22 protein-coding genes are annotated in these 26,045 nt (G+C 73.0%); 11 read left to right on the top strand and 11 right to left on the bottom strand.

Going from position 1 to position 26,045, the window contains the following annotated elements:
* Positions 1–35 precede the first annotated feature (35 nt).
* The 5 genes from HK417_RS07380 to HK417_RS07400 form a co-directional block, all read right to left on the bottom strand.
* Positions 36–1,796: an L-lactate permease gene (locus tag HK417_RS07380; protein ID WP_222264904.1), complete on the bottom strand. Its 1,761-nt coding sequence runs from the start codon at positions 1,794–1,796 to the stop codon at positions 36–38.
* A 137-nt stretch (positions 1,797–1,933) separates the two neighbouring features.
* Complete coding sequence (locus HK417_RS07385) at positions 1,934–3,334, bottom strand: (Fe-S)-binding protein (RefSeq protein WP_222264906.1); 1,401 nt, start codon at positions 3,332–3,334, stop codon at positions 1,934–1,936.
* Positions 3,334–4,611, bottom strand: a complete 1,278-nt coding sequence (locus tag HK417_RS07390) for an FAD-binding oxidoreductase (RefSeq protein ID WP_222264908.1) — start codon at positions 4,609–4,611, stop codon at positions 3,334–3,336. The genes HK417_RS07385 and HK417_RS07390 overlap by 1 nt, the downstream gene beginning before the upstream one ends.
* Before the next feature lie 10 nt (positions 4,612–4,621).
* Positions 4,622–6,190 carry an FAD-linked oxidase C-terminal domain-containing protein gene (locus tag HK417_RS07395; protein WP_222264910.1) on the bottom strand — a complete coding sequence of 523 codons (1,569 nt, stop codon included), beginning with the start codon at positions 6,188–6,190 and terminating at the stop codon, positions 4,622–4,624.
* An 84-nt stretch (positions 6,191–6,274) separates the two neighbouring features.
* Positions 6,275–6,628 (bottom strand): hypothetical protein, encoded by a 354-nt coding sequence (locus HK417_RS07400; protein WP_222264912.1) that lies wholly within the window; start codon positions 6,626–6,628, stop codon positions 6,275–6,277.
* A 183-nt stretch (positions 6,629–6,811) separates the two neighbouring features.
* On the opposite strand from HK417_RS07400, the gene HK417_RS07405 reads away from it, so the two are divergent.
* Positions 6,812–7,618, top strand: a complete 807-nt coding sequence (locus tag HK417_RS07405) for an IclR family transcriptional regulator (protein WP_222264914.1) — start codon at positions 6,812–6,814, stop codon at positions 7,616–7,618.
* Here HK417_RS07405 and HK417_RS07410 read toward each other — a convergent pair.
* From HK417_RS07410 to HK417_RS07420, 3 genes are all read right to left on the bottom strand, one after another.
* A complete protein-coding gene (locus tag HK417_RS07410; RefSeq protein WP_222264916.1) occupies positions 7,599–8,369 on the bottom strand; it encodes an enoyl-CoA hydratase/isomerase family protein in 771 nt (256 codons plus the stop codon). The genes HK417_RS07405 and HK417_RS07410 overlap by 20 nt on opposite strands.
* A complete protein-coding gene (locus HK417_RS07415; protein WP_222264918.1) occupies positions 8,366–9,643 on the bottom strand; it encodes a CaiB/BaiF CoA transferase family protein in 1,278 nt (425 codons plus the stop codon). The genes HK417_RS07410 and HK417_RS07415 overlap by 4 nt, the downstream gene beginning before the upstream one ends.
* A gap of 120 nt (positions 9,644–9,763) precedes the next feature.
* Positions 9,764–11,269 (bottom strand): SLC13 family permease, encoded by a 1,506-nt coding sequence (locus tag HK417_RS07420; RefSeq protein ID WP_222264919.1) that lies wholly within the window; start codon positions 11,267–11,269, stop codon positions 9,764–9,766.
* A gap of 230 nt (positions 11,270–11,499) precedes the next feature.
* Here HK417_RS07420 and HK417_RS07425 point away from each other — a divergent pair, with 230 nt between their 5' ends.
* The 6 genes from HK417_RS07425 to HK417_RS25175 all read left to right on the top strand — a co-directional run bounded on the left by HK417_RS07425 (position 11,500) and on the right by HK417_RS25175 (position 17,965).
* Positions 11,500–12,675, top strand: coding sequence for a pyridoxal-phosphate-dependent aminotransferase family protein (locus HK417_RS07425; protein ID WP_222264921.1), 1,176 nt, complete (start codon positions 11,500–11,502; stop codon positions 12,673–12,675).
* Positions 12,672–15,584: an FAD-binding and (Fe-S)-binding domain-containing protein gene (locus tag HK417_RS07430; RefSeq protein ID WP_222264923.1), complete on the top strand. Its 2,913-nt coding sequence runs from the start codon at positions 12,672–12,674 to the stop codon at positions 15,582–15,584. Before HK417_RS07425 ends, HK417_RS07430 begins: the two co-directional genes overlap by 4 nt.
* A gap of 169 nt (positions 15,585–15,753) precedes the next feature.
* Positions 15,754–16,263: a MarR family winged helix-turn-helix transcriptional regulator gene (locus HK417_RS07435; protein WP_222264925.1), complete on the top strand. Its 510-nt coding sequence runs from the start codon at positions 15,754–15,756 to the stop codon at positions 16,261–16,263.
* A gap of 51 nt (positions 16,264–16,314) precedes the next feature.
* Positions 16,315–16,608 (top strand): hypothetical protein, encoded by a 294-nt coding sequence (locus HK417_RS25165; RefSeq protein ID WP_261326043.1) that lies wholly within the window; start codon positions 16,315–16,317, stop codon positions 16,606–16,608.
* Between the two features lie 5 nt (positions 16,609–16,613).
* Positions 16,614–17,660 carry an MFS transporter gene (locus HK417_RS25170; RefSeq protein WP_261326121.1) on the top strand — a complete coding sequence of 349 codons (1,047 nt, stop codon included), beginning with the start codon at positions 16,614–16,616 and terminating at the stop codon, positions 17,658–17,660.
* Positions 17,621–17,965: a hypothetical protein gene (locus tag HK417_RS25175; RefSeq protein ID WP_261326044.1), complete on the top strand. Its 345-nt coding sequence runs from the start codon at positions 17,621–17,623 to the stop codon at positions 17,963–17,965. Before HK417_RS25170 ends, HK417_RS25175 begins: the two co-directional genes overlap by 40 nt.
* A 118-nt stretch (positions 17,966–18,083) precedes the next feature.
* Here the strand turns inward: HK417_RS25175 and HK417_RS07445 are convergent, their stop codons facing one another.
* Positions 18,084–18,509, bottom strand: coding sequence for an OsmC family peroxiredoxin (locus HK417_RS07445; protein ID WP_222264927.1), 426 nt, complete (start codon positions 18,507–18,509; stop codon positions 18,084–18,086).
* Positions 18,510–18,691: 182 nt separating this feature from the next.
* Complete coding sequence (locus HK417_RS07450; protein WP_222264929.1) at positions 18,692–19,153, bottom strand: MarR family winged helix-turn-helix transcriptional regulator; 462 nt, start codon at positions 19,151–19,153, stop codon at positions 18,692–18,694.
* A gap of 212 nt (positions 19,154–19,365) precedes the next feature.
* Between HK417_RS07450 and clpB the strand changes: the two genes are divergently transcribed.
* The 3 genes from clpB (at position 19,366) to HK417_RS07465 (ending at position 23,536) form a co-directional block, all read left to right on the top strand.
* Positions 19,366–21,960: an ATP-dependent chaperone ClpB gene (gene clpB, locus HK417_RS07455; RefSeq protein WP_222264932.1), complete on the top strand. Its 2,595-nt coding sequence runs from the start codon at positions 19,366–19,368 to the stop codon at positions 21,958–21,960.
* Between the two features lie 148 nt (positions 21,961–22,108).
* Positions 22,109–22,942, top strand: coding sequence for a hypothetical protein (locus HK417_RS07460; RefSeq protein WP_222264934.1), 834 nt, complete (start codon positions 22,109–22,111; stop codon positions 22,940–22,942).
* Between the two features lie 84 nt (positions 22,943–23,026).
* Positions 23,027–23,536: a hypothetical protein gene (locus HK417_RS07465; RefSeq protein ID WP_222264936.1), complete on the top strand. Its 510-nt coding sequence runs from the start codon at positions 23,027–23,029 to the stop codon at positions 23,534–23,536.
* 9 nt (positions 23,537–23,545) lie between these two features.
* Here the strand turns inward: HK417_RS07465 and HK417_RS07470 are convergent, their stop codons facing one another.
* Positions 23,546–25,123, bottom strand: coding sequence for a GMC oxidoreductase (locus HK417_RS07470; RefSeq protein WP_222264938.1), 1,578 nt, complete (start codon positions 25,121–25,123; stop codon positions 23,546–23,548).
* 230 nt (positions 25,124–25,353) lie between these two features.
* Between HK417_RS07470 and HK417_RS07475 the strand changes: the two genes are divergently transcribed.
* Entirely contained in the window at positions 25,354–26,025 is a 672-nt protein-coding gene (locus HK417_RS07475) for a fasciclin domain-containing protein (protein WP_222264940.1), read from the top strand.
* Positions 26,026–26,045 lie beyond the last annotated feature (20 nt).

Here is a 26,045-nt window from a genome sequence, read left to right on the forward strand (position 1 = left end):
GGGGACCGGGCCCGTCTGCGCCGGGTTCCTTCGGCTCAGCCGGGGATCATCCAGCCGAGCACCGCCGTCGATTGCAGCACCACGAGCACGCACATGAAGAACAGCAGGACGAGGCTCCAGCCGAACACCTTCCGGAAGATCTCGCCCTCCCGGCCGGCCATCCCCACCGCCGCGGCGGCGATCGCGAGGTTCTGCGGGCTGACCATCTTGCCCAGCACTCCACCGGAGGTGTTGGCGGCCGCGAGGAGCACCGGGTCCAGGCCCGCCCGGGCGGCGGTCTGCACCTGCAGGGCGCCGAACAGGGCGTTCGCGGACGTGTCGGACCCGGTCACCGCCACCCCGATCCAGCCCAGGATCGGGGACAGGAAGGTGAAGAAGGCGCCCGTCTGCGCCAGGAAGGCGCCGAGCGTGGTGGTCTGCCCCGACTGGTTCATCACGTAGGCCAGCGCCAGCACCGCCATCACCGTGACGATGGCCCACTTGAGCTCCGCGTACGTCCGGCCGTAAGCCTTCAGCCCGCGGGCCGGGGAGATCTTCAGCACCAGCATGGTTAGGATGCCGGCGAAGATCATCAGGGTGCCGGCGGACGAGAACCAGTTGAGGTTGTAGTTGGTGGAGGACAGCTCCGTGTCCGAGCCGGGGCCGAACACGTTGAGCCCCGGCCAGGCGAGCAGGTAGGTCCACGGCTGCTCGGCGAAGAACGCCTTCACCGGAGCGAGGCTGAACACGGAGAAGATCACGATGATGATCAGGTAGGGCGAGTAGGCCTTGAAGACCTCGGACCCGCTGTCGCGGACCGCTCCCCCCGCATCGAACCCGCCGCCGGCACGTCGTCCGCTGCCCGGTGCGTGGTCGTCCCGCGCGTCCTGCTCGCCGGGGCGCCCGCCCAGCGTCTCGTCGGCCGTCACCCCGGCCGACCCGCCACCGACCGGCGCGTCGTGGCGGGCCAGGTCGGGGGACTCCACCGGGCTCCACACCCGCAGCAGGGCGACGACGGCGGCGGCGGACACCAGCGCGGCGATGATGTCGGTCAGCGGGACCGAGATGTAGTTGGCCGCGATGAACTGGGCGATCGCGAAGGCGATGCCGGACACGATCGCCGGCAGCCAGGTCTGGCGCAGCCCGCGCTTGCCGTCGACGACGAAGACCAGCAGCAGCGGCACGAACACGGCCAGGATCGGCGTCTGCCGGCCGACCATCGCGCCGAGGACCTCCGTCGTCAGACGGGGGTCGTCGTTGACCCCGGAGGTCACGGTCGCCAGGGTGATGATCGGGGTGGCCAGCGCGCCGAACGCGACCGGTGCGGTGTTGGCGATGAGGGCGACCACGGCGGCCTTGAGCGGCGCGAAGCCCAGCGCCATCAGCATGACCACGGAGATCGCCACCGGCGTGCCGAAGCCGGCCAACGCCTCGAGCAGGGCGCCGAAGCAGAAGGCGATGATGATGGCCTGGATCCGCTGGTCCGGGCTCACCTTCTCGAACGAGCGGCGCAGCACGTCGAAGTGGCCGGTCTCGACCGTCAGGTTGTAGACCCAGATCGCGTTGATCACGATCCAGAGGATCGGGAAGAAGCCGAACGCGGCACCTTCGGTCGCGCTCAGCACGACCTGGTCGACCGGCATCGAGTAGAAGACGACCGCCACCAGCATGGCGACCAGCAGGGACACCAGGCCGGCGATCCACGCCTTGACCTTCAGCGCCCCCAGGAGGACGAACAGGGTGATCAACGGCAGGGTGGCGCAGAGGGCGGAGAGCCCGAGCGACCCGCCGACCGGGTCGAGGACCTGTTCGAACAACGTCTCACCTCGTCGTGAGCAGGGACAGGCGTGCCGGGTGGAGCGTGGCGGTCCGGTTGACCGGGTGCAACTGGAGGCGCGTTCGTGCTGGTCGGCCTCCCGCAGGGGGTCGGCGCGAGCGGTGGGGCGGGGCCCTTCTACTGGGGACCGAGGGTGCTGAGCGGCAGCCCGCGGATGGAGGCGTCGAGGACCTCGATGGTGTGCGCGAGCCCCATCCGAGTGCCCTGCCGCTCCAGCGACGAGGAGACCTGCATCAGGCAGCCCGGGTTCGCCGTCACCAGCAGCGTCGCGCCGGTGGAGGCGATGTTCCGGGCCTTGCGGTCGCCCAGCTCGCGGGCCGGCTCGGGGTTGAGGACGTTCCAGATGCCGGCCGACCCGCAGCAGATCTCCGCCTCGGGGATCTCCTTGAGCTGGAGTCCGGGGATCTCCCGGAGCAGGGCCCGCGGCTGCTGGCGGATGCCCTGCGCGTGCCCGAGGTGGCAGGCGTCGTGGTAGGCGATGGTCACCTCGAGCGGGTGCCGGGGGGCGACGCTGCCCAGCTCGGCGAGGTACTCGGAGACGTCGCGCACCTTCGCGACGAAAGCCCGAGCCCGCTCGGCGTAGGCCGGGTCGTCGGCGAGGACCTCCGCGTACTCCTTCATGCTCGACCCGCACCCCGCCGCGTTGACCACGACGGTGTCCACGCCGGCCGCCTCGAAGGAGTCGATGGTGCTGCGGGCGAAGCGCTCGGCCTCCTCCTGGCGGCCGTTGTGCACCGACAGCGCCCCGCAGCAGCCCTGCCGGCGGGGGATGACGACGTCGCAGCCCTCCGCGGCGAGGACCCGGGCGGTCGCGGCGTTCACGCCGGGGAAGAACTCACCCTGCACGCAGCCGGTGAGCATGCCGACGACGGCCCGCCGCTGCCCGACGGCCGGCACCCGCTCCGGCAGCTTCTCCCGCTTCTCCAGGACCGGGGCGAGCCCCTCCATGGCGGCCAGCTTCGGGGCCAGCCGGTCGAGCAGGCCGCTGCGCCGGACCACCTTCGGCAGGCCGCTGGCCTGGTAGGCGCGCAGCGGACCGCGCAGCGCCCGCAGCCGGCGCTTGTAGGGGAACAGCGCGAAGATCGCGGCCCGCATCGCGCGGTCGCCGGGGCTGCGGGTGTGGTGCCGCTCGACCTGCACCCGGGTCGCCTCGATGAGCTTGTCGTACTGGACGCCGGAGGGGCAGGCGGTCACGCAGGCCATGCAGCCCAGGCAGGCGTCGAAGTGCTGGACCATCGAGTCGGTCATCGGCGCGCCCTGCAGCCCGGCCTTCATCAGGTCGATCCGGCCGCGCGGGGAGTCCATCTCCTCGCCCCACAGCGTGTACGTGGGGCAGGTCGGCAGGCAGAAGCCGCAGTGCACGCAGTCGCTGATGAGCTCGGCCGACGGTGGGTGCTCGTCGTCGAAGGCGGGCCGCGCGGTGGGCGACCCGATCGGCACGGGGCCGTGCGCCTGCGCGCCGGCCTTCCGCGGATCGGACTGCGGCTCGTCGGACTGGACTCGGGTGGGTTGTGCCATCAGATGCCTCCGACGAACCGGCCGGGCGCCAGCCGGCGCTCCGGGTCGAACTGCTCCTTGACGCGGCGCATCAGGTCGATGGCCGGGACCGGCCCCCAGGTGTCGACGCCGGCCTTGGTCTCCGGGCTGCCGTCGAGGACGACGAGCGACCCTCCGTGCTCGGTGCACACGGCCCGCGCCTGGGTGACCACCGTGGCGACGGCGTCGACCGGGGCGCTGCCGGGCAGCGTCGCGTACTGGACGCCGGCGCCCCCCGAGCCGCGCAGCGCGACCGGGACCCCGGCCCCGGTGGCGGCCCGGCGCAGCGACCCCAGCACGGGGCCCAGCCCGGACAGGGCGCAGGTGAGCTTCAGCGCGGTGGGGCGCGGACCGTCGGGAGCGTCGTCGTCCCAGGGCGGGACGCCCCAGCCGTGCGGGGGCTGTCCCGCGGCCTCCGCCCCGGTGCCCAGCAGCCGCACGGCGGCCGCCGTGCGGCCCTCGACACCGGCCGGGGTGCCCTCCAGCAGCACGCCGAACGTGCCGGCGCCGTCGGCCCGCCAGTCGACCTCGACCGCGGCGGGCACCAGTTGGGCGTTCATCACGGTCTGCACCAGCCGGGAGGCCTCCTCGGCCGTGCCGAACGGCACGGTGACGAACCCACGGGCGGTCGGCTCCGGGTGCAGCCGGAACACCGCCTCGGTGACCACCACGAGGGTGCCGAACGACCCGATGACCAGCTTGCCGAGGTCGTAGCCCGCGACGTTCTTCACCACCCGGCCGCCGGCCTTGGCGACGACGCCGTCCGCGCGCACCACGGTGACCCCGATGAGCAGGTCGCGGGCGGTGCCCACGGCCACCCGGCCGGGGCCGCTGGCGTTGGTGGCGAGCATCCCGCCCACCGAGGAGCCGGGGACCGGCTCGTCCAGCGCCAGCCGCTGGCCGGCGCTGCCCACGGTCGTCTGCACGTCGGACAGCAGTGCGCCGGCCTGGGTGTCGACGATGAGGTCGCCGGCGGCGTGGTCGAGCACCTGCGACATCCGGCTGGTGTCCAGCACGAGGTCGGCGGACTCCGGCGGCCGGCCCCAGGTGAGCTTCGTGCCGCGGCCGCGGGGGACGACGGTCAGCTGGTGGGCCGCGGCGGCGCGCAGCACCTCGGCGGTCTCGGCCGTGGACGCGGGCCGGGCGACCAGCGCGGCGGGCACGCCGTCGACGGCGTCGGCGGGGGTGGCGTCGGCGACGTCCCCGCAGGCGGAGCGGAGCGCCTCGCGTGCGGCGTCCAGGCGGGTGAGCGTGGTCATCGCGGCCCTCTCAGAACGCGTCGGCGAGTCCGGCCTCGACCAGCGGGTGGGGCTTCTTCCGCTTGCCGGGGACCTCGCCGCACAGCCGGGGGGTGGGGAACACCTTGCCCGGGTTGGAGATGTTGTCCGGGTCGAACGCGCAGCGGACCAGCTGCATGGTGTCCAGGTCCTCGTCGGTGAACATCCTCGGCATGTAGGCGGCCTTGTCGGTGCCGACGCCGTGCTCACCGGTGATCGAGCCGCCGTGGCTGATGCACAGGTCGAGGATCGCGCCGCTGACCTCCTCGGCGGCCTCGCCGGCGCCCTCCTTCTCCCCGTCGAAGAGCACGAGCGGGTGGAGGTTGCCGTCGCCGGCGTGGAAGACGTTGGCCACCCGCACGCCCGAGGACGACGAGAGGTCGGCGATCGCCCGCAGCACCTCGGGCAGCGCGGTCCGCGGGATGACGCCGTCCTGCACGATGTAGTCGGGGCTGATCCGGCCGACGGCGGCGAAGGCCGACTTGCGGCCCTTCCAGATCAGCGCGCGCTCGGCGGCGTCGATGGCCAGCCGCTGCTCGAACGACCCGTGCTCCCGGCACAGCCGCTCGACCTGCTCGTACTCGTGCTCGACCTCGACGGCGGCACCGTCGAGCTCGATGACCAGCACCGCACCGGCCCCGTCGGGGTAGTTGCAGTGCACGGCCGCCTCGGCGGCCTCGATGGCCAGCGCGTCCATCATCTCGATCGCGGCCGGGACGATGCCGGCGCTGATGATCGCCGAGGTCGCGGCGCCGGCGTCGTCGGTGGAGCGGAAGCCGACCAGCAGCGTGCGGACCTCCTCGGGCAGCCGCACCAGCCGGACGATCGCCGTGGTGGCGATGCCGAGCGTGCCCTCCGAGCCGACGACGGTGCCCAGCAGGTCGTAGCCGGGGGCGTCGGGGGCCAGCCCGCCCAGCTGCACGACGTCGCCCTGCGGGGTGACCAGGTCGGTGCCGAGCACGTGGTTGCTGGTGAAGCCGTACTTGAGGCAGTGGGCGCCGCCGGAGTTCTCGGCCAGGTTGCCGCCGACCGAGCAGATCTGCTGGCTGCTGGGGTCGGGGGCGTAGTAGTAGCCCTCGGGGGTGGCGGCGCGGGTGACGTCGAGGTTGATGACGCCGGGCTCGACCACCGCCCGCTGGTCGGCGGCCCGGACCTCCCGGATGGCCCGCATCCGCGAGGTGACGACGAGGATCCCGTCGGCCCGAGGGAGGGCGCCGCCGGACAACCCGGTGCCCGAGCCGCGGGCGACGAAGGGGACGCCGTGCTCGGCGCAGGCCCGGACCACGGCGGCGACCTGCTCGGTGGTCTCGGGGAGGACCACGAGGGCGGGGGTGACCCGGTAGTGGGCCAGCCCGTCGCACTCGTAGGTGCGCAGCTCCGTCGGGTCGGTGATCAGGCCGTTGGCCGGCAGGGCCGCGCGGGCCACCCGGGTGACCGCCGCGATCGCGTCGGCCTTGTCACCGGGTGTGCCGGTGGCGCTGGTGGCCTCCGGGGGGACGGTGTCGGTCGAGGTACCGAGCACCGGGCCGGCCGTCTTCTCCGTGCCGTGCGTGCCGCTCATGAGGTTCCGCCTTCGTCGCCGGACCTGCAGTGGTGGAGCGCCCGAGGGGCCGGAGCGTGGACTCCGACCCCTCGGGGACGTACGTCAGGGCATGCGCTCGTACGCCGGGACGGTCAAGGAGTCCGGGTACTCATCCGCCAGGACCATCTCGGTGAACAGCGCCTGGGCATCGTCCCACCGGCCGGCGGCGAAGGCATCTCCACGGCCGTCGCGGATCGTGCCCATCTCCTCGTCGATCACGCGCTGCACCAGGTCGGTGCTGACCTGCTGGCCGTCGGCGAGGGTCCCGCCGTTGTGCAGCCACTGCAGCAGCTCGAGCCGCCGGCCGTTGAGCTCGCGGTGCAGGGTCGCGATGAGGCCGAGCCCCCGAGGGGTGAGTACCTCCTCGTACCGCGGACCCATCGGGCCGGTGATGTCCACCCCGTCGACCGTGCTCATGACTCACCTCGACCGTCGTCTCACCGGTGCCGCCGCGCGGCCCCGAGGGCCGACTACTGGGACCATACTTCCACGAAATGGAAGGTTCCATCTACCTGGTGGAAAACGTATCCTCTGTACCCAGTCGGGTCAAGGCGGCGGGAATGCCCCGCACGGTCCGGCGGAGAACGGAGAGTGGCGGGTATGGCCGCGATCAAGGGTGCCGTGGGCAGCGCGGGGGACGGCGGTGTGCAGTCCCTCGAGCGCGCGTTCCTGATCCTCGAGCTGATGGCCGACGACGGCGGCGAGGTGGCGCTCTCGCGGCTGGCCGTGGAGAGCGGCCTGCCGCTGTCCACCATCCACCGTCTGGTGCGCACGCTGGTCGCCCGTGGCTACGTGCGCCAGCTCCCGTCGCGCCGGTACGTGCTCGGCCCCCGGCTCATCCACCTCGGCGAGAGCTCGTCGCGGACCATGGGCAGCTGGGCCCGCCCGCACCTGAGCGCCCTGGTCGACAGCACCGGCGAGACGGCCAACCTGGCGATGCTGGACGGCGACAAGGTCGTCTACGTGGCCCAGGTGCCCTCGCGCCACTCGATGCGCATGTTTACCGAGGTGGGCCGCCGGGTGCACCTGCACTGCACCGGGGTGGGCAAGGCGCTGCTGGCCCAGCTGCCGGAGGACACCGCCCGCGAGCTGCTGGAGCGGGGCGGGATGCCCCCGCGCACCGTCAAGACGGTCACCGACGTCGACGAGCTGCTCGCCCAGCTGCCGCAGATCGCCGCGCAGGGCTACGCCCTCGACGACGGGGAGCAGGAGATCGGCGTCCGGTGCATCGCCGTGGCCGTCCCGGGTGGGCCGGCGGCCACGGCGATCTCGGTCTCCGGGCCCGAGGGGCGCGTGCCGATGGACAGCGTCCCGGGCATCGTCGCCGAGCTGCGGGCCACCGCCGTCGCGCTCGCGGGCGAGCTCGACGAGGATGGCCCGCGGGCGCTCAGCGGCCGGTCCAGCTGACCTGCTCCCGGGCCACGAAGGCGGCGACGCCGGCCCGGAAGTCGGCGCTGCCGAACACTTCCCGCACCAGGTCGTCGCCGTCGGGCAGGCTCGCCCGCCGGAGCCGGGCGACCGCCCGGCCGGCGGCCTTCATGCTCAGCGGGGCGTGGCTGAGGAGCACCTCGACCAGCGCGGTCAGCGCGGGCTGCAGCTCACCGTCGGGCACCACCTGGCTGACGAACCCGGCGCCGCCGGCGTCCTCGGCCGAGAGCAGGCGAGCCCGCAGCAGCATGTCCAGCGTCCGCGCCGGCCCCAGGTGGTGCACGAGCAGCGAGTAGCTGTTCATTGACAGGCAGTTACCGAGGGTCCGGGCGATCGGCACCCCGAAGCGCGAGGACGCGGTCGCGATCCGCAGGTGGCAGGCGGCCGCGATGGCCAGCCCGCCGCCGACGCAGGCGCCCTCGACCGCGGCGATCGTCGGGACGCCGACGTCCTCGAGCCGGTTCACCACCCGGCTGATGCGCTCCTCGTAGGCGATGCCGTCCTCGCCGCTGGTGAACTCCTGGAACTGGCTGATGTCGGTGCCGGCCACGAAGGCCCGGCCGCCGGCACCGCGCAGCACCATCACGCGCACGGAGTCGTCCTCGTCCGCGCGGTCGCATGCCTCCACCAGCCCCTCGTACATCGCGAACGTCATCGCGTTGCGCGCCTCGGGCCGGTTGAAGAGCACGTGCAGGACGGCGCCGTCCTGGGTGACCTCGAGCTCGCTCATGCGCCTTCACCCGGAACCGCGGGCTGCGGCCGCTTGGGGGCGGCGACCTCGGAGTCGAGCGGCGGGGGACCGGGCGGGGCGACCGCGTCGACGACGTCGGCCGGCACACCGGATCGGGTCAGCACCGTCCGGGTGTCGGCGCCCAGCGGCGGCCCGGCGACCCCGCGGACGGCGGGGGTGCGCGACATCCGCATCGGCGAGCCGATCTGGCGCACCGGCCCCAGCGCGGGGTGCTGCGCGTCCCAGAAGAAGTCCCGGGTGTTCAGGTGCTCGTCGGTGAAGACCTGGCCGTAGTCGTTGATCGGCGCGGACGGCACGCCGGCCTCGTTGAGCGCCGCCAGCAGGCCCGCGGTCGTGCGGGTGCGCGTCCGGGACTCGATGACGTCCAGCAGCTCGCCGCGGCGGGCGTGCCGGCGGGAGGGGTCGGAGTACCCCTCGTCGGCCAGCTGCTCGGCCATGTCCAGCGTGTTGCACAGGCCGGCCCACGTGTTGGGCGTGTTCGCCCCGATGGTGATCCAGCCGTCGGCGGTCTGGAAGGCCTGGTACGGGGCCTGGCTCTGGTGGGCCGAGCCCAGCGGGCCGCCCACCTCTCCGGTGGCGAAGTACTTGCCGGCCTCCCACACGGCCAGGCTCACCCCGGCCTCGAACAGGGAGACGTCGATCGCCTGACCCTGCCCGGTGCGGTCGCGCTCACGCAGCGCCGCGGTGACGCCCAGGGCGAGGTAGAGGCCGCACACCAGGTCGCAGACCGGGACGCCGACCTTGACCGGCTCGCCGCCGGGGGTGCCGGTGATGCTCATGATCCCGCTGCGCGCCTGGGCCATGATGTCCAGCCCGGGCAGCGGCGCCAGCGGCCCGTCCTGGCCCCAGCCGGAGCCGGAGGCGTAGACCACCCGCGGGTTGACCTCCCAGATGTCGGCGGCGCCGAGCCCGAGCCGCTTCATCGCCCCGGGCCGCAGGTTCTCGATGACGACGTCCGCGGTGCGGACGAGGGCGAGGAACGCCTCCTTGCCCGCCGCGGACTTCAGGTCCAGCGCGATGGACTCCTTGTTCCGGTTCAGCCGCAGGTACGGGGAGCTCTCCCCGTCGAGGAAGGGGCCGCTGGCCCGGACCGGGTCGCCGGCCCGGGGGTCCTCGACCTTGATCACCTGCGCGCCGAGGTCGGCGAGCTGCATGGCCGCGTAGGGGGCGGCCATGAAGACGCCCACCTCCAGCACGGTGATCCCGGTGAGGGGCGGGCGTGGGGTGTCTTCCGTCGGTGCGGGTGTGCTCATGGACTTGCCTCCGCGTGTGGTTGCCGTGGGTGGATCGTGGCCTGCACATGACTGCGCCCCGGCAGGCGGGTCGGCCGGCCGGGGCGCAGTGCGTCGATCAGGGCAGCGCTGCTGCCGTCCTCACAGCCAGCCGGGGACGACCAGGACCAGCCAGGTGACCGGCGGGATGATCGCGACCATCGAGAAGCCCCAGATCATCAGGGTCTTGAAGGTCTTGTCGCGCTCGGCCTCGGTGCTGTTGGCCACCACCAGGGCACCGCTGGTGGAGAACGGGCTGGAGTCGACGATGGACGACGACAGCGCGAGGGCGGTGATCAGACCGACCGCCCCGATCGCGTTGTCACCCTGCAGGAACGGCACGGCCAGCGGGATGAGCGCACCGAGGATGCCGGTGGTCGAGGCGAAGGCCGAGACGACGGCGCCGATGTAGAGGAGCAGCAGCGCGGAGAGCAGCGGGACGCCGAGCGCGGCGACGTTGTCACCGAGCCAGCCGGGGACGTCCTGGTCCTGCATGAGGCCGACATACGTGACGATGCCGCAGATCAGCAGCACGGTCGGCCAGGCGATCTGGCCCACGGCGCCCTTCGCGCCGCGCGGGGCGACGATCGAGAGGAGCACGCCGACGGTGATGGCCATCAGGCCGATGTCCAGGTCGAAGACCAGCGCGCCGAGGACCAGGAGCACCAGGCCGCCCAGGGTGAGCGCCCGGTCCCGGTCCAGCGTGGTGACCGTGTCCTCGTGCGGCTCCTCGGCCAGCGCGGTGGTCTGCACGGCCTTGGTGTCGGCGCGCTCGCCGGCGGTGGGGTGGTGGTGTCCGGACTCGCCGTGCCGCGGCTCGGTGACCTGCCCGCCGGAGATCGCGGCACCGCCGGTGCTGGTGCTGCCCACGGCGGTGCGCCGGGCGGGCCCGCCGGGGATGTCCGCGCCGGTGTCCTCGGTGGCGTCGCCGGCGACGGTGGCCGCGACGAAGTCGTCGTCACCCCGGTCGGTCACGTCCACCCGGCCGCCGCCCAGCAGCTTGCGCCCGCCGAAGAGGAAGAACACGACGATCGACAGCAGGATGTTGATGACGATCGAGGCGCCCCACAGGAACAGCGGGCTGCCCGGCAGGTCGTTGTCCGCGACGACCGTGTTGGTGATGACACCGAAGATCGACAGCGGCGAGAAGCCGCCGGCGGTCGCGCCGTTGATGATGAACAGACCCATCAGCACCGGGTTGATCCCGTACCGGCGGGCGAAGGACATGCCGACCGGGGCGATGATGGCCACCACGGCCGGCACCACGCCGCCGATCGCGGTCAGCGCGCCGGTGACGGCGAACATGGCCCACGGGATGGCCACCAGCTTGCCACCGGAGGCCTTGACCGCGGCGTGGACGAGCCAGTCGACCGTCCCGTTGTTCTTGGCGATGGCGAACAGGTAGGTGACACCGACCAGGACGACGAACAGTGACCCGGGGAAGAACCCGAAGACCATGTCGTCGTAGCCCTCTTCACCCCCGGCGTAGATGAAGTACGCGGCGATGAACGCCGCGGTGAACCCGAGGGCCCCCATGTGCACGGGGAGCACTGTGGCGATCAGGAAGATCGCCAGGAGTATGAGGATCAGGACTAGCTGTACGGACACCGGCGTCCCCAGGCTCAGTTCGGAGCGGGCGTCACCGCCCGCTGGTTGAGCTTCCGCGATGCGGAAGTGCGTTTTCGCTAGCGGGGAAGTCAAGACGACATACACCCGCGTGTCAAGCGTCACACGTCACTGGGCGGCACGCTTCGGGTGTCCGCTAGACGGTAGTAGTCTCCCGCATGGTGGACTTCGGGCACGTAGTCCGAGGTCCCGTTGACCGAGAGGCCGGAGGCATGTCAGTGACGACGAGCACGGGTGGACGCCACTTCCTGCAGATCCCGGGGCCGACCAACGTCCCCGACCGGGTGCTGCGGGCGATGGACTTCCCGACGATCGACCACCGGGGGCCGGAGTTCGCCGCACTGGGCAAGGAGGTGCTGGAGGCCGTCAAGGCGCCGTTCGGCACCACCCAGCCGGTGATCATCTACCCCGCCTCCGGCACCGGCGCCTGGGAGGCTGCGCTCACCAACACGCTGTCCCCCGGCGACCGGGTGCTGTGCTTCGAGACCGGCCACTTCGCGACCCTGTGGCAGAAGATGGCGACCGAGATGGGCCTCGAGGTCGACTTCGTGCCGGGCGACTGGCGGCACGGGGTCCAGCCGGAGGCGGTGCAGGAGAAGCTCGCCGCGGACACCGGGCACGCCATCAAGGCCGTCATGGTGGTGCACAACGAGACCTCCACCGGTGTGACCAGCCGGGTCGGCGAGGTGCGCCAGGCCATCGACGCCGCCGGCCACCCGGCACTGCTGCTGGTGGACACGATCTCGTCGCTGGGCAGCATCGACTACCGGCATGACGAGTGGGGCGTCGACGTCACGATCTCCGGGTCGCAGAAGGGGCTCATGCTCCCGCCGGGGATCAGCTTCAACGCCGTCAGCGAGAAGGCCCTCGAGGCGTCGCGGACGGCGAAGCTGCCGAAGTCCTACTGGAACTGGGAGCCGATCCTCGCCGCCAACGCCAACGGCTTCTGGCCCTACACGCCGGCCACCAACATCCTCTACGGCCTCAAGGAGGCCCTGAAGATGCTGGCCGAGGAGGGGCTGCCGAACGTCTACGCCCGGCACGCCCGGCACGCGGAGGCCACCCGCGCCGCGGTGCGGGGCTGGGGCCTGGAGGTGCTCGCCCTCGACGAGCGCGAGTACTCCGGCTCGCTCACCGCGGTGCTGCTCTCCGACGAGTACGACGCCGACGCCGTGCGCGAGCTGATCCTGCGTGAGTACGACATGTCCCTGGGCGCCGGGCTGACCAAGCTGGCGGGCAAGGTCTTCCGCATCGGCCACCTCGGCCACTTCAACGACCTGACGCTGGCCGGCACGCTCGCCGGCGTGCAGATGGGTCTGGTCCGCAGCGGCGTGAAGATCGACCCCACCGGTCTGCAGTCCGCCCTCGACCGGCTCCAGCAGCCGTGACCTCCGCACCCGAGCGCACCGCGGTCGGTGCGGAAGAGCTGGAGCGGGAACTGACCCGCGCCCTGGACGGCGAGGTCGCCTTCGACGACTACACCCGGCACCTGTTCAGCCAGGACGCGTCGATGTACACGATGATGCCGATCGGCGTCGCCTACCCGGCGCACGCCGCGGACGTCGCGGCCGCGGTCCGGCTGGCGAGCGAGGCCGGGGTCCCGGTGCTCGCCCGCGGGGCGGGCACCAGCCTGGCCGGGCAGACCGTGGGCCCGGGTCTGGTGCTGGACCTCTCCCGGCACATGCACCGGATCACCGAGATCGACCCGCAGGCACGCACGGCCCGGGTCGAGCCGGGGGTGGTGCAGGACGACCTGAACCGGGCCGCCGCGCCGCACAAGCTGATGTTCGGGCCGGACACGTCGACGTCCAACCGCGCCACGATCGGCGGGATGATCGGCAACAACTCCGCCGGCAGCGGCTCGGTGCGCTTCGGCATGACGATCGACCACGTCGAGGAGGTCGACGTCGTCCTGGCCGACGGGTCGACGGCCACCTTCGGCGTCGTCGACGAGGCCGAGCGGGCCCGCCGCGCGCAGGGCGACACGCTCGAGGCGGAGATCTACCGCCGGCTGCCCGAGCTCGTCGCCGCGAACAGTGCGGCGATCGCGTCCGGGTTCCCGCAGTTCTGGCGGCGGGCCGGTGGCTACCGGCTGGACCGGCTCGCCGACGGCGCGCCGTTCGACCTGGCGAAGTTCCTCGTCGGGTCGGAGGGAACCCTGGCGATCGTCACCTCGGCGCGCGTGGGCCTGGTGCCCAAGCCGTCGAAGCAGGTGTTCGCGGTCGGTCACTTCGAGACCGTGCAGCAGGCGATCAACGCCACGGAGGACGCGCTCACCTTCGAGCCCGCCGGTGTGGAGCTGCTGGACCGCACGATCCTCGACCTGTCCCGGCAGAAGATCGAGTACGCCGGCCTGGGTAAGATCCTGGTCGGCGACCCGGACGCGCTGCTGTTCGTCTCCTTCACCGGGGACGACGAGGCCGCGCTGGTGCACTCGATGGACCGGCTGACCGAGCTCTGGGAGCGCAACGGGCACGGCTACCACACGCTGCGGGCGGTCACCCCGGCCCAGCAGGGTGCCCTGATGAAGGTGCGCAAGTCCGCCCTCGGGCTGCTGATGGCCAACTCCGTCGGCGCCCGCCGGCCGCTGGCCTTCGTCGAGGACACCGCCGTCGACCCGAAGCACCTGGCCGAGTACACCGCCCGGTTCAAGGACGTGCTCGACCGGTACGGCCTGGAGGCCGGCTTCTACGGCCACTGCTCGGTGGGCTGTCTGCACATCCGGCCCTTCGTCGACCTGACCAAGCCGGGTCAGGTCGAGGTGATGCGCTCGGTGGCCGTGGAGATCAAGGACCTGGTCCGCGAGTACGGCGGGGTCAACTCCAGCGAGCACGGCGACGGCCTGGCCCGCAGCGAGTTCAACCGCGAGCTGTTCGGCGACGAGCTGTACGAGGCCATGCGCGAGGTCAAGCACATCTTCGACCCGCAGAACCGGCTCAACCCGGGCAAGATCGTCGACTCGCCGTCGATGACCGAGCACCTGCGGGACGCCAACCCGCCCCAGCCGGGCCCGCTGCGCACGCGGCTGCAGTTCGACGTCGTCGGCGGCATGTTCGGCGCCGCCGACCGGTGCATGAACATCGGGCTGTGCCGGAAGTCGACCACCGGCGCGATGTGCCCGTCCTACATCGCCACCCGGTTGGAGGAGCACTCCACCCGGGGTCGGGCCGGTGCCCTGGTCAAGGCGCTGAGCGAGGGCGACCCGCACACCGCGCTGGCCGACGAGCGGCTGCACGAGGTGCTCGACCTGTGCCTCATGTGCAAGGCGTGCAAGAGCGAGTGCCCGCTGGGCGTCGACGTCGCGGCGATGAAGACCGAGGCGCTGGCGGCCAAGCACGACGTGCACGGGACGCCGCTGCGCTCCCGGGCCTTCGGCGCCATCCGCACGCTGAACAAGCTCGGCTCGGCGACGGCGCCGCTGTCGAACCTGCCGCTGAGGATCAAGCCGCTGCGCGCACTGATGGACTCCACGCTCGGCATCGCCCGCCAGCGGGAGCTCCCGGTGTTCCACCGGCAGACCCTGATGCGCTGGTTCAAGAAGCACCAGGCGCCGGCGAACGCGACCCAGCAGCCGGTCACCATGCTGGCCGACTCCTTCACCAGCTACACCGAGCCCGGTATCGGCCAGGCCGTGGTGAAGCTGCTGGAGGCCGCCGGGCACCCGGTGCGGCTGGAGAGCAAGGGCTGCTGCGGTCGCGCGAGCATCTCCAAGGGCATGCTCGACGACGCCCGCGGGAAGGCGCAGAAGCTGGCGGCGAACCTGTGCGAGGGCACCGAGCCTGGCTCGCCGATCGTGGGCTGCGAGCCCAGCTGCATCCTCACGCTGCGGGCCGAGCACGTCGACCTGCTGCCCGACGACCCGAATGTGCGCGACGTCGCCGGCCGGGTGCGGCTGCCGGAGGAGCTGCTCGTCGAGGCGATCGACGACGGGCGCCTGCGGCTGCGTGAGGACAGCTGGCTGGCCGGGCGGACGGTCGTCTTCCACGGCCACTGCCACCAGAAGGCCGAGGCGGGCACCGCGGCGACCGTCGCACTGCTGCAGCGGATCCCCGGCGTCACGGTGCAGGAGCTGGACGCCGGCTGCTGCGGCATGGCGGGGTCGTTCGGCTTCGAGTCCGAGCACTACGACGTCTCGCTGCAGGTGGGGGAGGACCGGCTGTTCCCGGCGGTCCGCTCGGCTCCGGCGGACGCGGTGATCGCGGCGACCGGTGTCTCCTGCCGGCAGCAGATCTTCCACGGCACCCAGCGGAACGCCTGGCACCCGGCGGAGCTGGTCCTGGAGGCGCTCGCCTCGTAGCAGCAGGCCGCACGACGCAAGGCCCGTCCCCGGAGACCCCGGGGGCGGGCCTTCGTCGTCGTGGGAACCGTCACATCAATGAAGTTGCTTCGAGCAACCAATTGGCGCACGATGTGTGCTGTCTACATGTAGCGGGGGTTCCTCCGCGGACGGCGAACAGGACGGCGACGTGCACCTCACCCCGGAGACCTCCGAGCGGCTGACCGCCGGCGTGGCCCGGCTGACGCGCACCGCCCGCCAGCTCGGCCACCGGGTGGCCGCCGCCCTGCACGGCGACCTGCCCTCCTACGGCTGGGCGATGCTCGTGCCGCTGGAGCAGGGCGGCCCGCAGCGGTGCAGCGCGCTCGCGGCCGCCGCCGGGGTCGACGTCTCCGTCGCCAGCCGCCAGGTGGCGGCGCTGGAGCGGGCCGGCTACGTGGCGCGGCAGCCCGACCCGCGGGACGGGCGGGCCAGCCTGGTCAGCCTCAGCGCCGTCGGCGTCGTCGCGCTCGCCCGCACCCGCGCGGTCCGTGGCCAGTGGGCCGTCGCCGCGCTCGACGACTGGACCGAGGGCGAGGCGCAGCGGCTCGCCGCGATGCTGGAGAAGCTGGCCGACGGGCTGGACCGGGCCGGCCGCCGTCCCGTCGTGCCGCCGTCCCGACCACCGGCCGATGCGCCGCCGACCGCCGCCGTCCGGTGATCCCCGCCGTCGTCCCCCCGCCGCCCCGAACGCGTCACCAGGAGAACCCGCATGAGCACCCCCGCCGTCCTCCGGACCGCCGCCGGACCCGCTGCACCACCGGCTGAGCAGCAGGGCCGGATGAGCCACCGGCGAATCCTGGAGGCGCTCTCCGGGATGTTGCTGGCGATGTTCGTGGCCTTCCTGTCCTCGACGGTCGTCTCCAACGCCCTGCCGACGATCATCACCGACCTGCGCGGCACGCAGAGCCAGTACACCTGGGTGGTCACCGCCACCCTGCTGGCCTCACGGGGTCCACGCCGATCTGGGGCAAGCTCGCCGACCTGTTCAGCAAGAAGCTGCTGATCCAGCTGTCGATCGTCATCTTCATCGTCGGCTCGATGCTGGCCGGGCTCTCCCAGTCGGTGGACACGCTGATCGGCTGGCGGGTCCTGCAGGGCCTCGGCCTGGGCGGGCTGCAGGCGCTGGTGCAGATCGCGATGGCGGCGATGATCAGCCCGCGGGAGCGTGGCCGGTACTCCGGGCTGCTCGGCTCGGTGATGGCGGTGGCCACGGTGGGTGGCCCGCTCCTCGGTGGCCTGCTGGTCGACACGAGCTGGCTGGGCTGGCGCTGGTGCTTCTACGTCGGCGTCCCCTTCGCCGTCGTCGCCCTGGTGCTGCTGCAGCGCACGCTGCACCTGCCGGTCACCAAACGGGAGGTCACGATCGACTACCTCGGTGCCGGGTTCCTCGCCGCCGGTGTCTCCGCGCTGCTGATCTGGGTGACCCTGGCCGGCAGCAGGTTCGCCTGGGCCTCGGTCGAGACCGCGCTGTTCCTCACCGGCGGCGTGCTGGCGATCATCGCCTTCGTCGTCACCGAGCTGCGGGCGACGGAGCCGATCGTGCCGCTGCGGCTGTTCAAGGACCGGACGACGACGCTCGCGATCGTCGCCAGCGTGGCGATCGGTGTCGCGATGTTCGGCTCGACCGTCTTCCTCGGTCAGTACCTGCAGATCTCGCGGGGCTACTCGCCGACCGCGGCCGGCCTGCTCACCATCCCGATGGTCGGCGGCCTCCTGGTGTCCTCGACCGTCTCCGGGATCCTGATCACCCGCCACGGCACGTGGAAGCGGTACCTCGTCGCCGGGTCGCTGCTGGTGGCCGGCGGGTTCGGGCTGCTGGCCACGATCGACCACGCCACGGACATGGTGCTGCTGGGCGTCTTCCTGGCGGTCCTCGGCATCGGGATCGGGATGACGATGCAGAACCTGGTGCTGGCGGTGCAGAACACCGTCGCGGCCACCGACCTGGGGGCGGCGAGCGCCGCGGTCGCCTTCTTCCGCAGCCTGGGCGGCACCATCGGTGTCTCGGTGTCTCGGTGCTCGGCGCGGTGCTGTCCAACCGGGTGGGCGACCTGATCCAGCAGGGCCTCGCGTCCATCCCCGGTGCGGCGGAGGCCGCGGCCGGCGGCTCCGGGGACATCGGCCTGGCCTCGCTGGCCGACGCGCCGGCGCCGATCCGCGAGCTGATCCAGGTCTCCTACGGGGACGCTACCGGCCGGATCTTCCTGATCTCCGCGTGCCTCTCGGTCATCACGATCGTTGCCATCCTGTTCATCCGGGAGGTGGCGCTGCGGACCGAGACCGGTGACGAGCGGATGCGGACGGAGACCGACACCACCGCCGCCGTGGACGGGGAGCTCGCCGGCCACCCCCGCGGCTGAGCCACGACGACGAGAGGCCCGCCCCCGGCATCCGGGAGCGGGCCTCTCGTCGTAGCGATGGCCCCCCTGCAGGGGTCCGCCGCGAGCGTGCGAGCGGCGGGGGGCAGGGGGTCCTGCTTCACACCAGTGCCGCGTCGAGCGTGATCTCGTCGACCGCGGCGAGCGCCTTGCTGACCGGGCAGCCCACCTTGGCGGCCTGGGCGGCCTTCTCGAAGCCGTCGGCGTCCAGGCCGGTGACCTCACCGCGGACGGTGAGTGCGATCTTGGTGATGGCCCCCGCGCCGAGGGTCACCTCGGCGGTCACCTCGAGGGACTCCGTCGTCCCGCCGGCCTTGCCGATCTCGCTGGACAGGGCCATGGAGAAGCACGACGAGTGCGCGGCGGCGATGAGCTCCTCGGGGCTGGTGGTGCCCTCGGCCTCCTCTGCGGTGCGCTTCGGGAAGCTGACATCGAAGGTGCCGACCTTCGAGCTGGTGAGCTCCACCTGGCCGGAACCCTCCTGCAGGGAGCCGTTCCAGGCGGTGCGGGCGGTACGGGTGGGCATCGGACCTCCTTGCGGCTGCGTCCACGGCGCGGGATGCGCCGGGGACGATCACCGTGTCGTGTCGGGCACAACCCTGGCCACCCGACGGTGTTCCCGCCACCCCTGAAGGACCCGTCCCCCGCACGCTCGGGGTGCGCCTCCGGACGGGGCCGATCGAGGCTCGCGGCGGAAGGCAGGGATTCCTAGACGGCGGCGTCCTGCCGGGGCTGGCCGACGCGCTCGGTGAGCAGCCGGAGCTGGCCCTTCAGGTCGGCGAACTGCTGCCTGTCCAGCGCGAGCACGTCGATCATCTCGGCGGAGATGGAGCAGGCCGGGCCCTGGAGCGCGCGGCCGGCGTCGGTCAGGCGCACCGACACCGAGCGCTCGTCGTCGGCCCGGCGGTGCCGGGTGACCAGGCCGGCGGTGGTCAGTCGCTTGAGCAGTGGGGAGAGGGTGCCGGAGTCCAGCGCCAGGCGGTTGCCCAGTTGGCCGACCGTCTGCCCGTCCTGCTCCCACAGGAGCATGAGCACGAGGTACTGCGGATACGTCACGCCCAGCTCGTCGAGCAGCGGACGATAGCGCGCCGTGACGGCGCGCGAGGCCGCGTAGAGCGCGAAGCACAATTGGTCGTCGAGAGCCACGCTCGGCGACGGGGTGTCCGTCATGGGCCAAGCGTAGGGCGCGACCCGGCGGCAGGCGGTCATGTCGTCCGTCTCGCCGGTCGGCCGGGCTTCTGCCACCGTTCCCGGGGGCGGGCCGCGCGGCGGCTGGACGGGCAGGGTTGAGTGGAACAGACTCAACTCCTTAGTCGTTGAGCCGTTCGACAAGCTGGGACCCCACGTCGCACCCCCCGTTCGAGAGGAAGCACCCCCCGACCATGGCGCAGAGCAAGCTCACCACCCGCTCGCAGGAGGCGATCGCGGCCGCGCAGCGGCTGGCCGTCGACCGCGGTCAGGCGTCCCTGGAGCCCCTGCACCTGCTGGTCGCCCTGCTCGAGCAGACCGACGGCATCGCCGGGCCGCTGCTCCGGGCGACCGGCGCCGACCCCGCCGACGTCCGGGTCAAGGCCGACGCGGCGCTTCGCCGGATGCCGAGCGTCAGCGGGGCCACGGTCGCCGCCCCGCAGCCCTCACGCGAGCTGCTCCGGGCGATGAACGCCGCCGGGGAGCAGGCCAGCGCGCTGGGCGACGAGTTCGTCTCGACCGAGCACCTGCTGGTCGGCCTGGCCACCACCGAGGGGGAGGCCCGTGCCGTCCTCGCCGGCTCCGGCGCCACCCGGGACGCGCTGCTGGCCGCCTTCCGCACCGTCCGGGGCAACCGGAAGGTCACCACGGCCGACCCGGAGAACACCTTCCAGGCGCTGGAGAAGTACGCGGTCGACCTGACCGAGCGCGCCCGGGACGGCAAGGTCGACCCGGTCATCGGGCGGGACACCGAGATCCGCCGGGTGGTCCAGGTGCTCTCCCGGCGCACCAAGAACAACCCCGTGCTCATCGGTGAGCCCGGCGTCGGGAAGACCGCGATCGTCGAGGGCCTCGCCCAGCGGATCGTGGCCGGCGACGTCCCCGAGAGCCTCAAGGGCAAGCGCCTGATGGCGCTGGACCTCAGCGCGATGGTCGCCGGGGCCAAGTACCGGGGCGAGTTCGAGGAGCGGCTCAAGGCCGTGCTGCAGGAGATCACCGAGGCCGAGGGCCAGGTGATCACCTTCATCGACGAGCTGCACACCATCGTGGGCGCCGGGGCCACCGGTGACTCCGCGATGGACGCGGGCAACATGATCAAGCCGATGCTCGCCCGCGGCGAGCTGCGGATGGTCGGCGCCACCACGCTGGACGAGTACCGCGAGCACATCGAGAAGGACCCCGCGCTGGAGCGCCGGTTCCAGCAGGTGTTCGTCGGCGAGCCCTCGGTCGAGGACACGATCGGCATCCTTCGCGGGCTCAAGGAGCGCTACGAGGTGCACCACGGGGTGCGGATCACCGACGCCGCCATCGTCGCCGCCGCGACGCTCTCCGACCGGTACGTCACCGCCCGGTTCTTGCCGGACAAGGCGATCGACCTGGTCGACGAGGCGGCCAGCCGGCTGCGCATGGAGATCGACAGCCGCCCCGTCGAGGTCGACGAGGTGGAGCGGATCGTGCGCCGGCTGGAGATCGAGGAGATGGCGCTCGCCAAGGAGGAGGACGCGTCGTCGCTCGAGCGGCTGGCGGCGCTGCGCAGCGAGCTGGCCGACCGCCGGCAGGAGCTCGACGAGCTGACCGCCCGCTGGCAGCAGGACAAGACCGCGATCGACCGCATCCAGCACACCAAGGAGGAGCTGGAGGCGGCGCGTCTCGACGCCGAGCGGGCCGAGCGGAACGGGGACCTGGCGCACGTCGCCGAGCTCCGGTACGGCCGGATGCCGCAGCTGCAGCGGGCGCTGGACGAGGCGGAGGCCCAGGCGGCGTCCCGGGAGTCGATGCTCAAGGAGGAGGTCGGCCCCGACGACATCGCCGAGGTGGTCCAGGCCTGGACCGGCATCCCCGCCGGCCGGCTGCTCGAGGGCGAGACGCAGAAGCTGCTGCGGATGGAGGACGAGCTCGGCAAGCGCGTCGTCGGCCAGCCCTACGCGGTCCGCGCCGTCGCCGACGCCGTCCGCCGGGCGCGCTCCGGCGTCTCCGACCCCGACCGGCCCACCGGGTCCTTCCTGTTCCTCGGACCCACCGGGGTCGGCAAGACCGAGCTGGCCAAGGCGCTGGCGGAGTTCCTCTTCGACGACGAGCGGGCGATGGTCCGCATCGACATGAGCGAGTACTCCGAGAAGCACTCGGTGGCCCGGCTGGTCGGTGCCCCGCCCGGCTACGTCGGGTACGAGGCCGGTGGCCAGCTCACCGAGGCCGTGCGGCGGCGCCCGTACACCGTCGTCCTGATGGACGAGGTGGAGAAGGCGCACCCGGACGTCTTCGACGTGCTCCTGCAGGTGCTCGACGACGGCCGGCTGACCGACGGCCAGGGCCGGACGGTGGACTTCCGGAACACCATCCTGATCCTGACGTCGAACCTCGGCTCGCAGGTGATCGCCGACCAGTCGATCACCGACGAGCAGAAGCAGAAGGCCGTGATGGACGTCGTCCGGGCGCACTTCAAGCCGGAGTTCCTCAACCGGCTCGACGACGTGGTGATGTTCCGGGCCCTCGGGTCGGAGGAGCTCGCCGGCATCGTCGACATCCAGGTGGGGGTGCTCGCCCGCCGGCTCGCGGCGCGCCGGCTGACCCTGCGGGTCACCGACGCCGCCCGCGAGTGGCTCGCGCTCAACGGCTTCGACCCGGTCTACGGGGCGCGGCCGCTGCGCCGGCTGGTCCAGTCGGCCATCGGTGACCAGCTGGCCAAGGCGCTGCTGTCCGGCGAGATCCGGGACGGCGACCAGGTCGTCGTCGACTGGCCGGTCGACGTGGCCGACGACTCCATCGGGCTGCAGGTGACCCGCGCCTGAGCTGAGCCCGGGTCGGAGCCCGTCACCTCCCGCGGGGGTGGCGGGCTCCGTCGCGTCCGGACCTGGAATCGCCGCGTCGCCGGACGCGCCGTCGGGCCCCGGATGGCCGATGATCATCAACGTCGGCAACGGAGAGGGCAGGAGCGTCATGACGTCAGGACCGCAGGACCCGCAGCAGGGCGGCGGGTACGGGCAGCCGCCGTTCGGCCAGTCCCCGTCCGGCCAGCCGCAGTACGGCCAGTCCCCGTCCGGCCAGGCCCCGTACGGCGGACCGCAGTACGGCCAGCCCCCGTCCGGCCAGGCCCCGTACGGCGGACCGCAGTACGGCCAGCCCCCGTCCGGCCAGGCCCCGTACGGCGGACCGCAGTACGGCCAGCCCCCGTCCGGCCAGGCCCCGTACGGCGGACCGCAGTACGGCCAGCCCCCGTCCGGCCAGGCCCCGTACGGCGGACCGCAGTACGGCCAGCCCGGCTACGGGCAGCAGGGCTTCGGCGCCCATCCGGACGCCCCCGCCGGCTGGCAGGGCGGCGGCGCGCCCGGCGCGCCCACCGAGCGGCCCAGCACCGTGAAGCTCGGCATCGGCGCGTTCCTGCTGAGCACCGTCCTGGGCCTGCTCAGCTCGGTGCTCACCTTCTCCGACCTCAGCCGGGTGGCGGCCCAGCTGGCCCGCGACTCGGGGCTCAGTGAGAGCGACGCCTCCGCGGTGGTGACGACGGGAGTGGTCATCAGCCTGCTCTTCGTCGCCGCCTACCTGCTGGTGATCTGGTTCGCCTGGCAGGGCCGGAACTGGGCGCGGATCGTGCTGTGGGCGCTCGGCGGCCTCAGCCTGGCGTCCGCGTTCGGAGCACCGGGGGCCGAGACCGGGATCCTGGGCTTCCTACAGCTGCTGCTGGTCCTCGTCGGCATCGTCGCCCTCGCCCTGAAGCCGTCCAACCACTGGTACGTGGCCGAGCGCGATCGGCGGCGGGCGTACCGCGGCTGACCGGAGCGGCGAGCGTCAGTCCTCGACGCTCCCCTGGAGGCACTGCTCGTACCGGGCCTGGTCGCCGGTCTGGTCGACTCGGTGATGCAGTTCCCGGTGGTCCGCACGATGAAGCCGGGCCCGTTCGACAGCACTCCCATGCCGCGCCCGACGACGGCCACCGCCGGCCTCGGTGCCTTCCTGGCCAGCACCGTGGTCAGCGTCATCGCCTCGATCATCACGTTCGCCAACCTGGACACCGTGCTGGACGTCGCGGCCCGGGACGCCGGGGTGGACCCCGATGCCTTCTCCGGTCTCGAGCGAACCAGCACCTTGGTGGCGACCACCTTCGGGCTGCTGTGGACCGCCTTCGCCCTGGTTGTCCTCTGGTTCGCCTGGCGGGGACACAACTGGGCGCGGATCGTCCTCTGGGTCATCGGCGGGCTGGGCCTGCTCTCGGTGATCGGCGGACCCGCCAACCCGATCCCCGCACTGGACGTGCTCACCGTGCTGCAGTGGCTGCTGCTCGCCACCGGCATCGTGCTGCTGGCGCTGAGGCCGTCGAACGGGTGGTTCCGGGACGAGGGCCGGCGCCGGCAGGCGGTCCGCGGCTGACCGGCGACCTCAGACGTCCGCGCCGGGACCCGACGTCGCCGTGTGGCGGTCCTCGGCGAGGGAGGCCGCGAGCCGCAGCGCCAGCGCCACGATGGTGAGCGTCGGGTTCGCCACGCCGGAGGACGGGAAGACCGAGCCGCCGACGACGTAGAGGCCGGGGGAGCCGTACACCGCGCAGTCCGGGTCGACGACCCCCTCCGCGGGGTCGGCCGCCATCCGGGTGGTGCCGGCGTGGTGGTTGTAGTCGGCGGCGGCGGCCCGGAAGGCGGACAGGTCCGCCAGCCAGTCGACCAGCCGCACCCGAGCCAGCCCGCTGGCCTCCGCCTGCGCGGCGAACCGGCGGGCCGTCTCGGTCGCGGTGGCGTGCTCCGCGGCGCCGACCGTCCAGTGGACCTCCGGGGTGCGGACGCCGAGCGCGTCGCGGACCGGGGACAGCCGGATCCGGCTGTCCCCGAGCGGGGGCTGCTCGGTCTGCACGCGCAGGAGCAGCCGGCTGTGGTCGTCCGGCGGTGCCGCGATGCCCCGGCGGCGGTGCCGGACCTCGCGGACCAGGGGGGCGGGCCGCGCCAGGACCTGGGCCACGTCGTGCCCCAGCGCCGGCGGCCGGCGACGCTGCCCGAGCGCGTCGGCCATCCGCTTGACCGCACCCACCGGTGAGTGCGGACCGTGCACGACCTGGACGTCGGCGAACGCCCCGAGCAGGCCCTGCTCCCGCTGCGCCGCGGAGCCCAGCACGAGCTTGGGACGGACCCTGTGGTCGCCGACGCGGCGGGCCCGGAAGAAGGCCCCCATGCGGGCGGAGGGCGGGAGGACCTCGCCGAGGTACCAGTGGGGGTGGTCCTGCAGCCCGGCGCCGAGCAGCCCGGCGTGGTTCCCCAGTCCGCCCGGCGCGGCACCGCTGCCCAGCAGCAGCCGGGCGTTCTCGAGGGCGCCGCAGGCCAGCACCGTGGCCCGCGCGCGGAGGACACGCTCGGTGCCGGAGAGGTCCCGGGCGCGCACGCCCGTCACGCGGTCGCCGTCCTCGAGCACCTCGACGGCGGTGCCGCCGAGGACGACCGTGATGCCCGGGTCGTTCGCGACCGTCGTCCGGAGGACGTCGCCGACCCGGAACCGGGGGCTGAGGTGCAGGACCCGGACCTCCATGCCCGAGCCGTCGAAGCAGGTCGGGACCTCGCCCTCGAGGTCTGCGGCGCCGAACGTGGCGCCAGGGATGGAGAAGAAGTGGGCGGCGCAGTCCTGCCAGCGGCGCAGCTCCTCCAGCGGCACCGGCCAGGTGCTGCTGGGCACCCAGGGGCGGCCGGTCACGTCGGTGTCCTCCAGCGGCATGCACCCACCCGCCCAGAGCTGGCCCGTGCCGCCGAAGCCGCGGGCCCGCCCGGTCCCGCCGCCGGGGAACGGCAGCCCGGTGGTGAGGACCTCGTTCAGGGGGTGCAGTGCCGAGCGGCGCCCGCCGCTCTCCAGCAGCAGGACCTCCGCGCCCCGCCGCCGCAGATCGGTCGCGAGCGCCAGACCCCCCGGCCCGCTGCCCACGACGAGGACGTCCGCCTCGACCGGCCGCTCGTCCAGGTGCCGCAGGGAGGTGAACATGTGGAGGAGCGCCGCTCCTTGTCGGGGTCGAGAAGAGTCAGGGCCCGCGCGCCGGGAGGGTACGACAGGACCGTCCGGTTCGGGGGCGTCGTCGCGCCGGGCGACCGGGCCGGTGGTGGGCGTTCTCCGTGGTGGCGACGACGGCGCCGGGGTCGGGGATGCCATGCTCAGCGGCCAGTGCACCGGCCGCCCGGTCCCCGGGGAGCCCGACCACCCAGGAGGAGCAGACCGTGAAGGCCCCTCGGCGGTCCCGAGCCGCCGCCCTGACCGCCGTCCCCGGGCTGGTCCTCGTCCTGGCCCTGACCGCGTGCGGCGGGAGCGCCGGCGGCGACGCGGCCGCGTCGAGCGCCGCCACGTCGGCCGCCGACCCCGCGGAGACCACCGCTGCGGCCACCCCGGCGGCCGCGGGGCCGATCGGGGCCGGCTGCGACGTCCTGCCGACCGAGGGGCCGGGGAGCCTCGCGGCACTGGCCTCCACGCCGGCCGGCACGGCGGTGAACACGAACCCGCAGCTGACCACCCTGGCCCAGGCCGTGCTGGCCGCCAACCTGGTCGACGTCGTGAACACCCGGGCGGACATCACCGTGCTGGCTCCGACCAACGCGGCGTTCGACGCGCTCGGCCCGGACGCCGTCCCGGCGCTGGTCGCCGACGTCCCCCGGTTGACCACCGTGCTGACCCACCACGTGCTCAGTGGCCGGCTCGGCCCCGAGGAGCTCGCCGGCGAGCACCGGACCCTGCAGGGCGACACGGTCACCGTCACCGGCTCCGGCGGGTCCTTCAGCGTCGCCGCCGACCGGACGCTGGCCGCCGCGGCGCCGGCCACGGTCGTCTGCGGCAACGTGCCGACGGCCAATGCCACGGTGTACTTCATCGACCAGGTGCTGGCCCCGGCCGGCTGAGCACGCGGCGGACCCGTGCG

Origin of the sequence: Modestobacter marinus (assembly GCF_019799945.1) — a bacterium.
Lineage (GTDB): Bacteria > Actinomycetota > Actinomycetes > Mycobacteriales > Geodermatophilaceae > Modestobacter > Modestobacter marinus_B.

Excerpts from the sequence above, each read along its gene's own strand:
- HK417_RS07385 (WP_222264906.1), bottom strand. The coding sequence starts at position 3,334 with ATGGCACAACCCACCCGAGTCCAGTCCGACGAGCCGCAGTCCGATCCG.
- HK417_RS07390 (WP_222264908.1), bottom strand. The coding sequence starts at position 4,611 with ATGACCACGCTCACCCGCCTGGACGCCGCACGCGAGGCGCTCCGCTCC.
- HK417_RS07395 (WP_222264910.1), bottom strand. The coding sequence starts at position 6,190 with ATGAGCGGCACGCACGGCACGGAGAAGACGGCCGGCCCGGTGCTCGGT.
- HK417_RS07400 (WP_222264912.1), bottom strand. The coding sequence starts at position 6,628 with ATGAGCACGGTCGACGGGGTGGACATCACCGGCCCGATGGGTCCGCGG.
- HK417_RS07405 (WP_222264914.1), top strand. The coding sequence starts at position 6,812 with ATGGCCGCGATCAAGGGTGCCGTGGGCAGCGCGGGGGACGGCGGTGTG.
- HK417_RS07410 (WP_222264916.1), bottom strand. The coding sequence starts at position 8,369 with ATGAGCGAGCTCGAGGTCACCCAGGACGGCGCCGTCCTGCACGTGCTC.
- HK417_RS07415 (WP_222264918.1), bottom strand. The coding sequence starts at position 9,643 with ATGAGCACACCCGCACCGACGGAAGACACCCCACGCCCGCCCCTCACC.
- HK417_RS07425 (WP_222264921.1), top strand. The coding sequence starts at position 11,500 with ATGTCAGTGACGACGAGCACGGGTGGACGCCACTTCCTGCAGATCCCG.
- HK417_RS25165 (WP_261326043.1), top strand. The coding sequence starts at position 16,315 with ATGAGCACCCCCGCCGTCCTCCGGACCGCCGCCGGACCCGCTGCACCA.
- HK417_RS07445 (WP_222264927.1), bottom strand. The coding sequence starts at position 18,509 with ATGCCCACCCGTACCGCCCGCACCGCCTGGAACGGCTCCCTGCAGGAG.
- HK417_RS07450 (WP_222264929.1), bottom strand. The coding sequence starts at position 19,153 with ATGACGGACACCCCGTCGCCGAGCGTGGCTCTCGACGACCAATTGTGC.
- clpB (WP_222264932.1), top strand. The coding sequence starts at position 19,366 with ATGGCGCAGAGCAAGCTCACCACCCGCTCGCAGGAGGCGATCGCGGCC.
- HK417_RS07460 (WP_222264934.1), top strand. The coding sequence starts at position 22,109 with ATGACGTCAGGACCGCAGGACCCGCAGCAGGGCGGCGGGTACGGGCAG.
- HK417_RS07465 (WP_222264936.1), top strand. The coding sequence starts at position 23,027 with ATGCAGTTCCCGGTGGTCCGCACGATGAAGCCGGGCCCGTTCGACAGC.
- HK417_RS07470 (WP_222264938.1), bottom strand. The coding sequence starts at position 25,123 with ATGTTCACCTCCCTGCGGCACCTGGACGAGCGGCCGGTCGAGGCGGAC.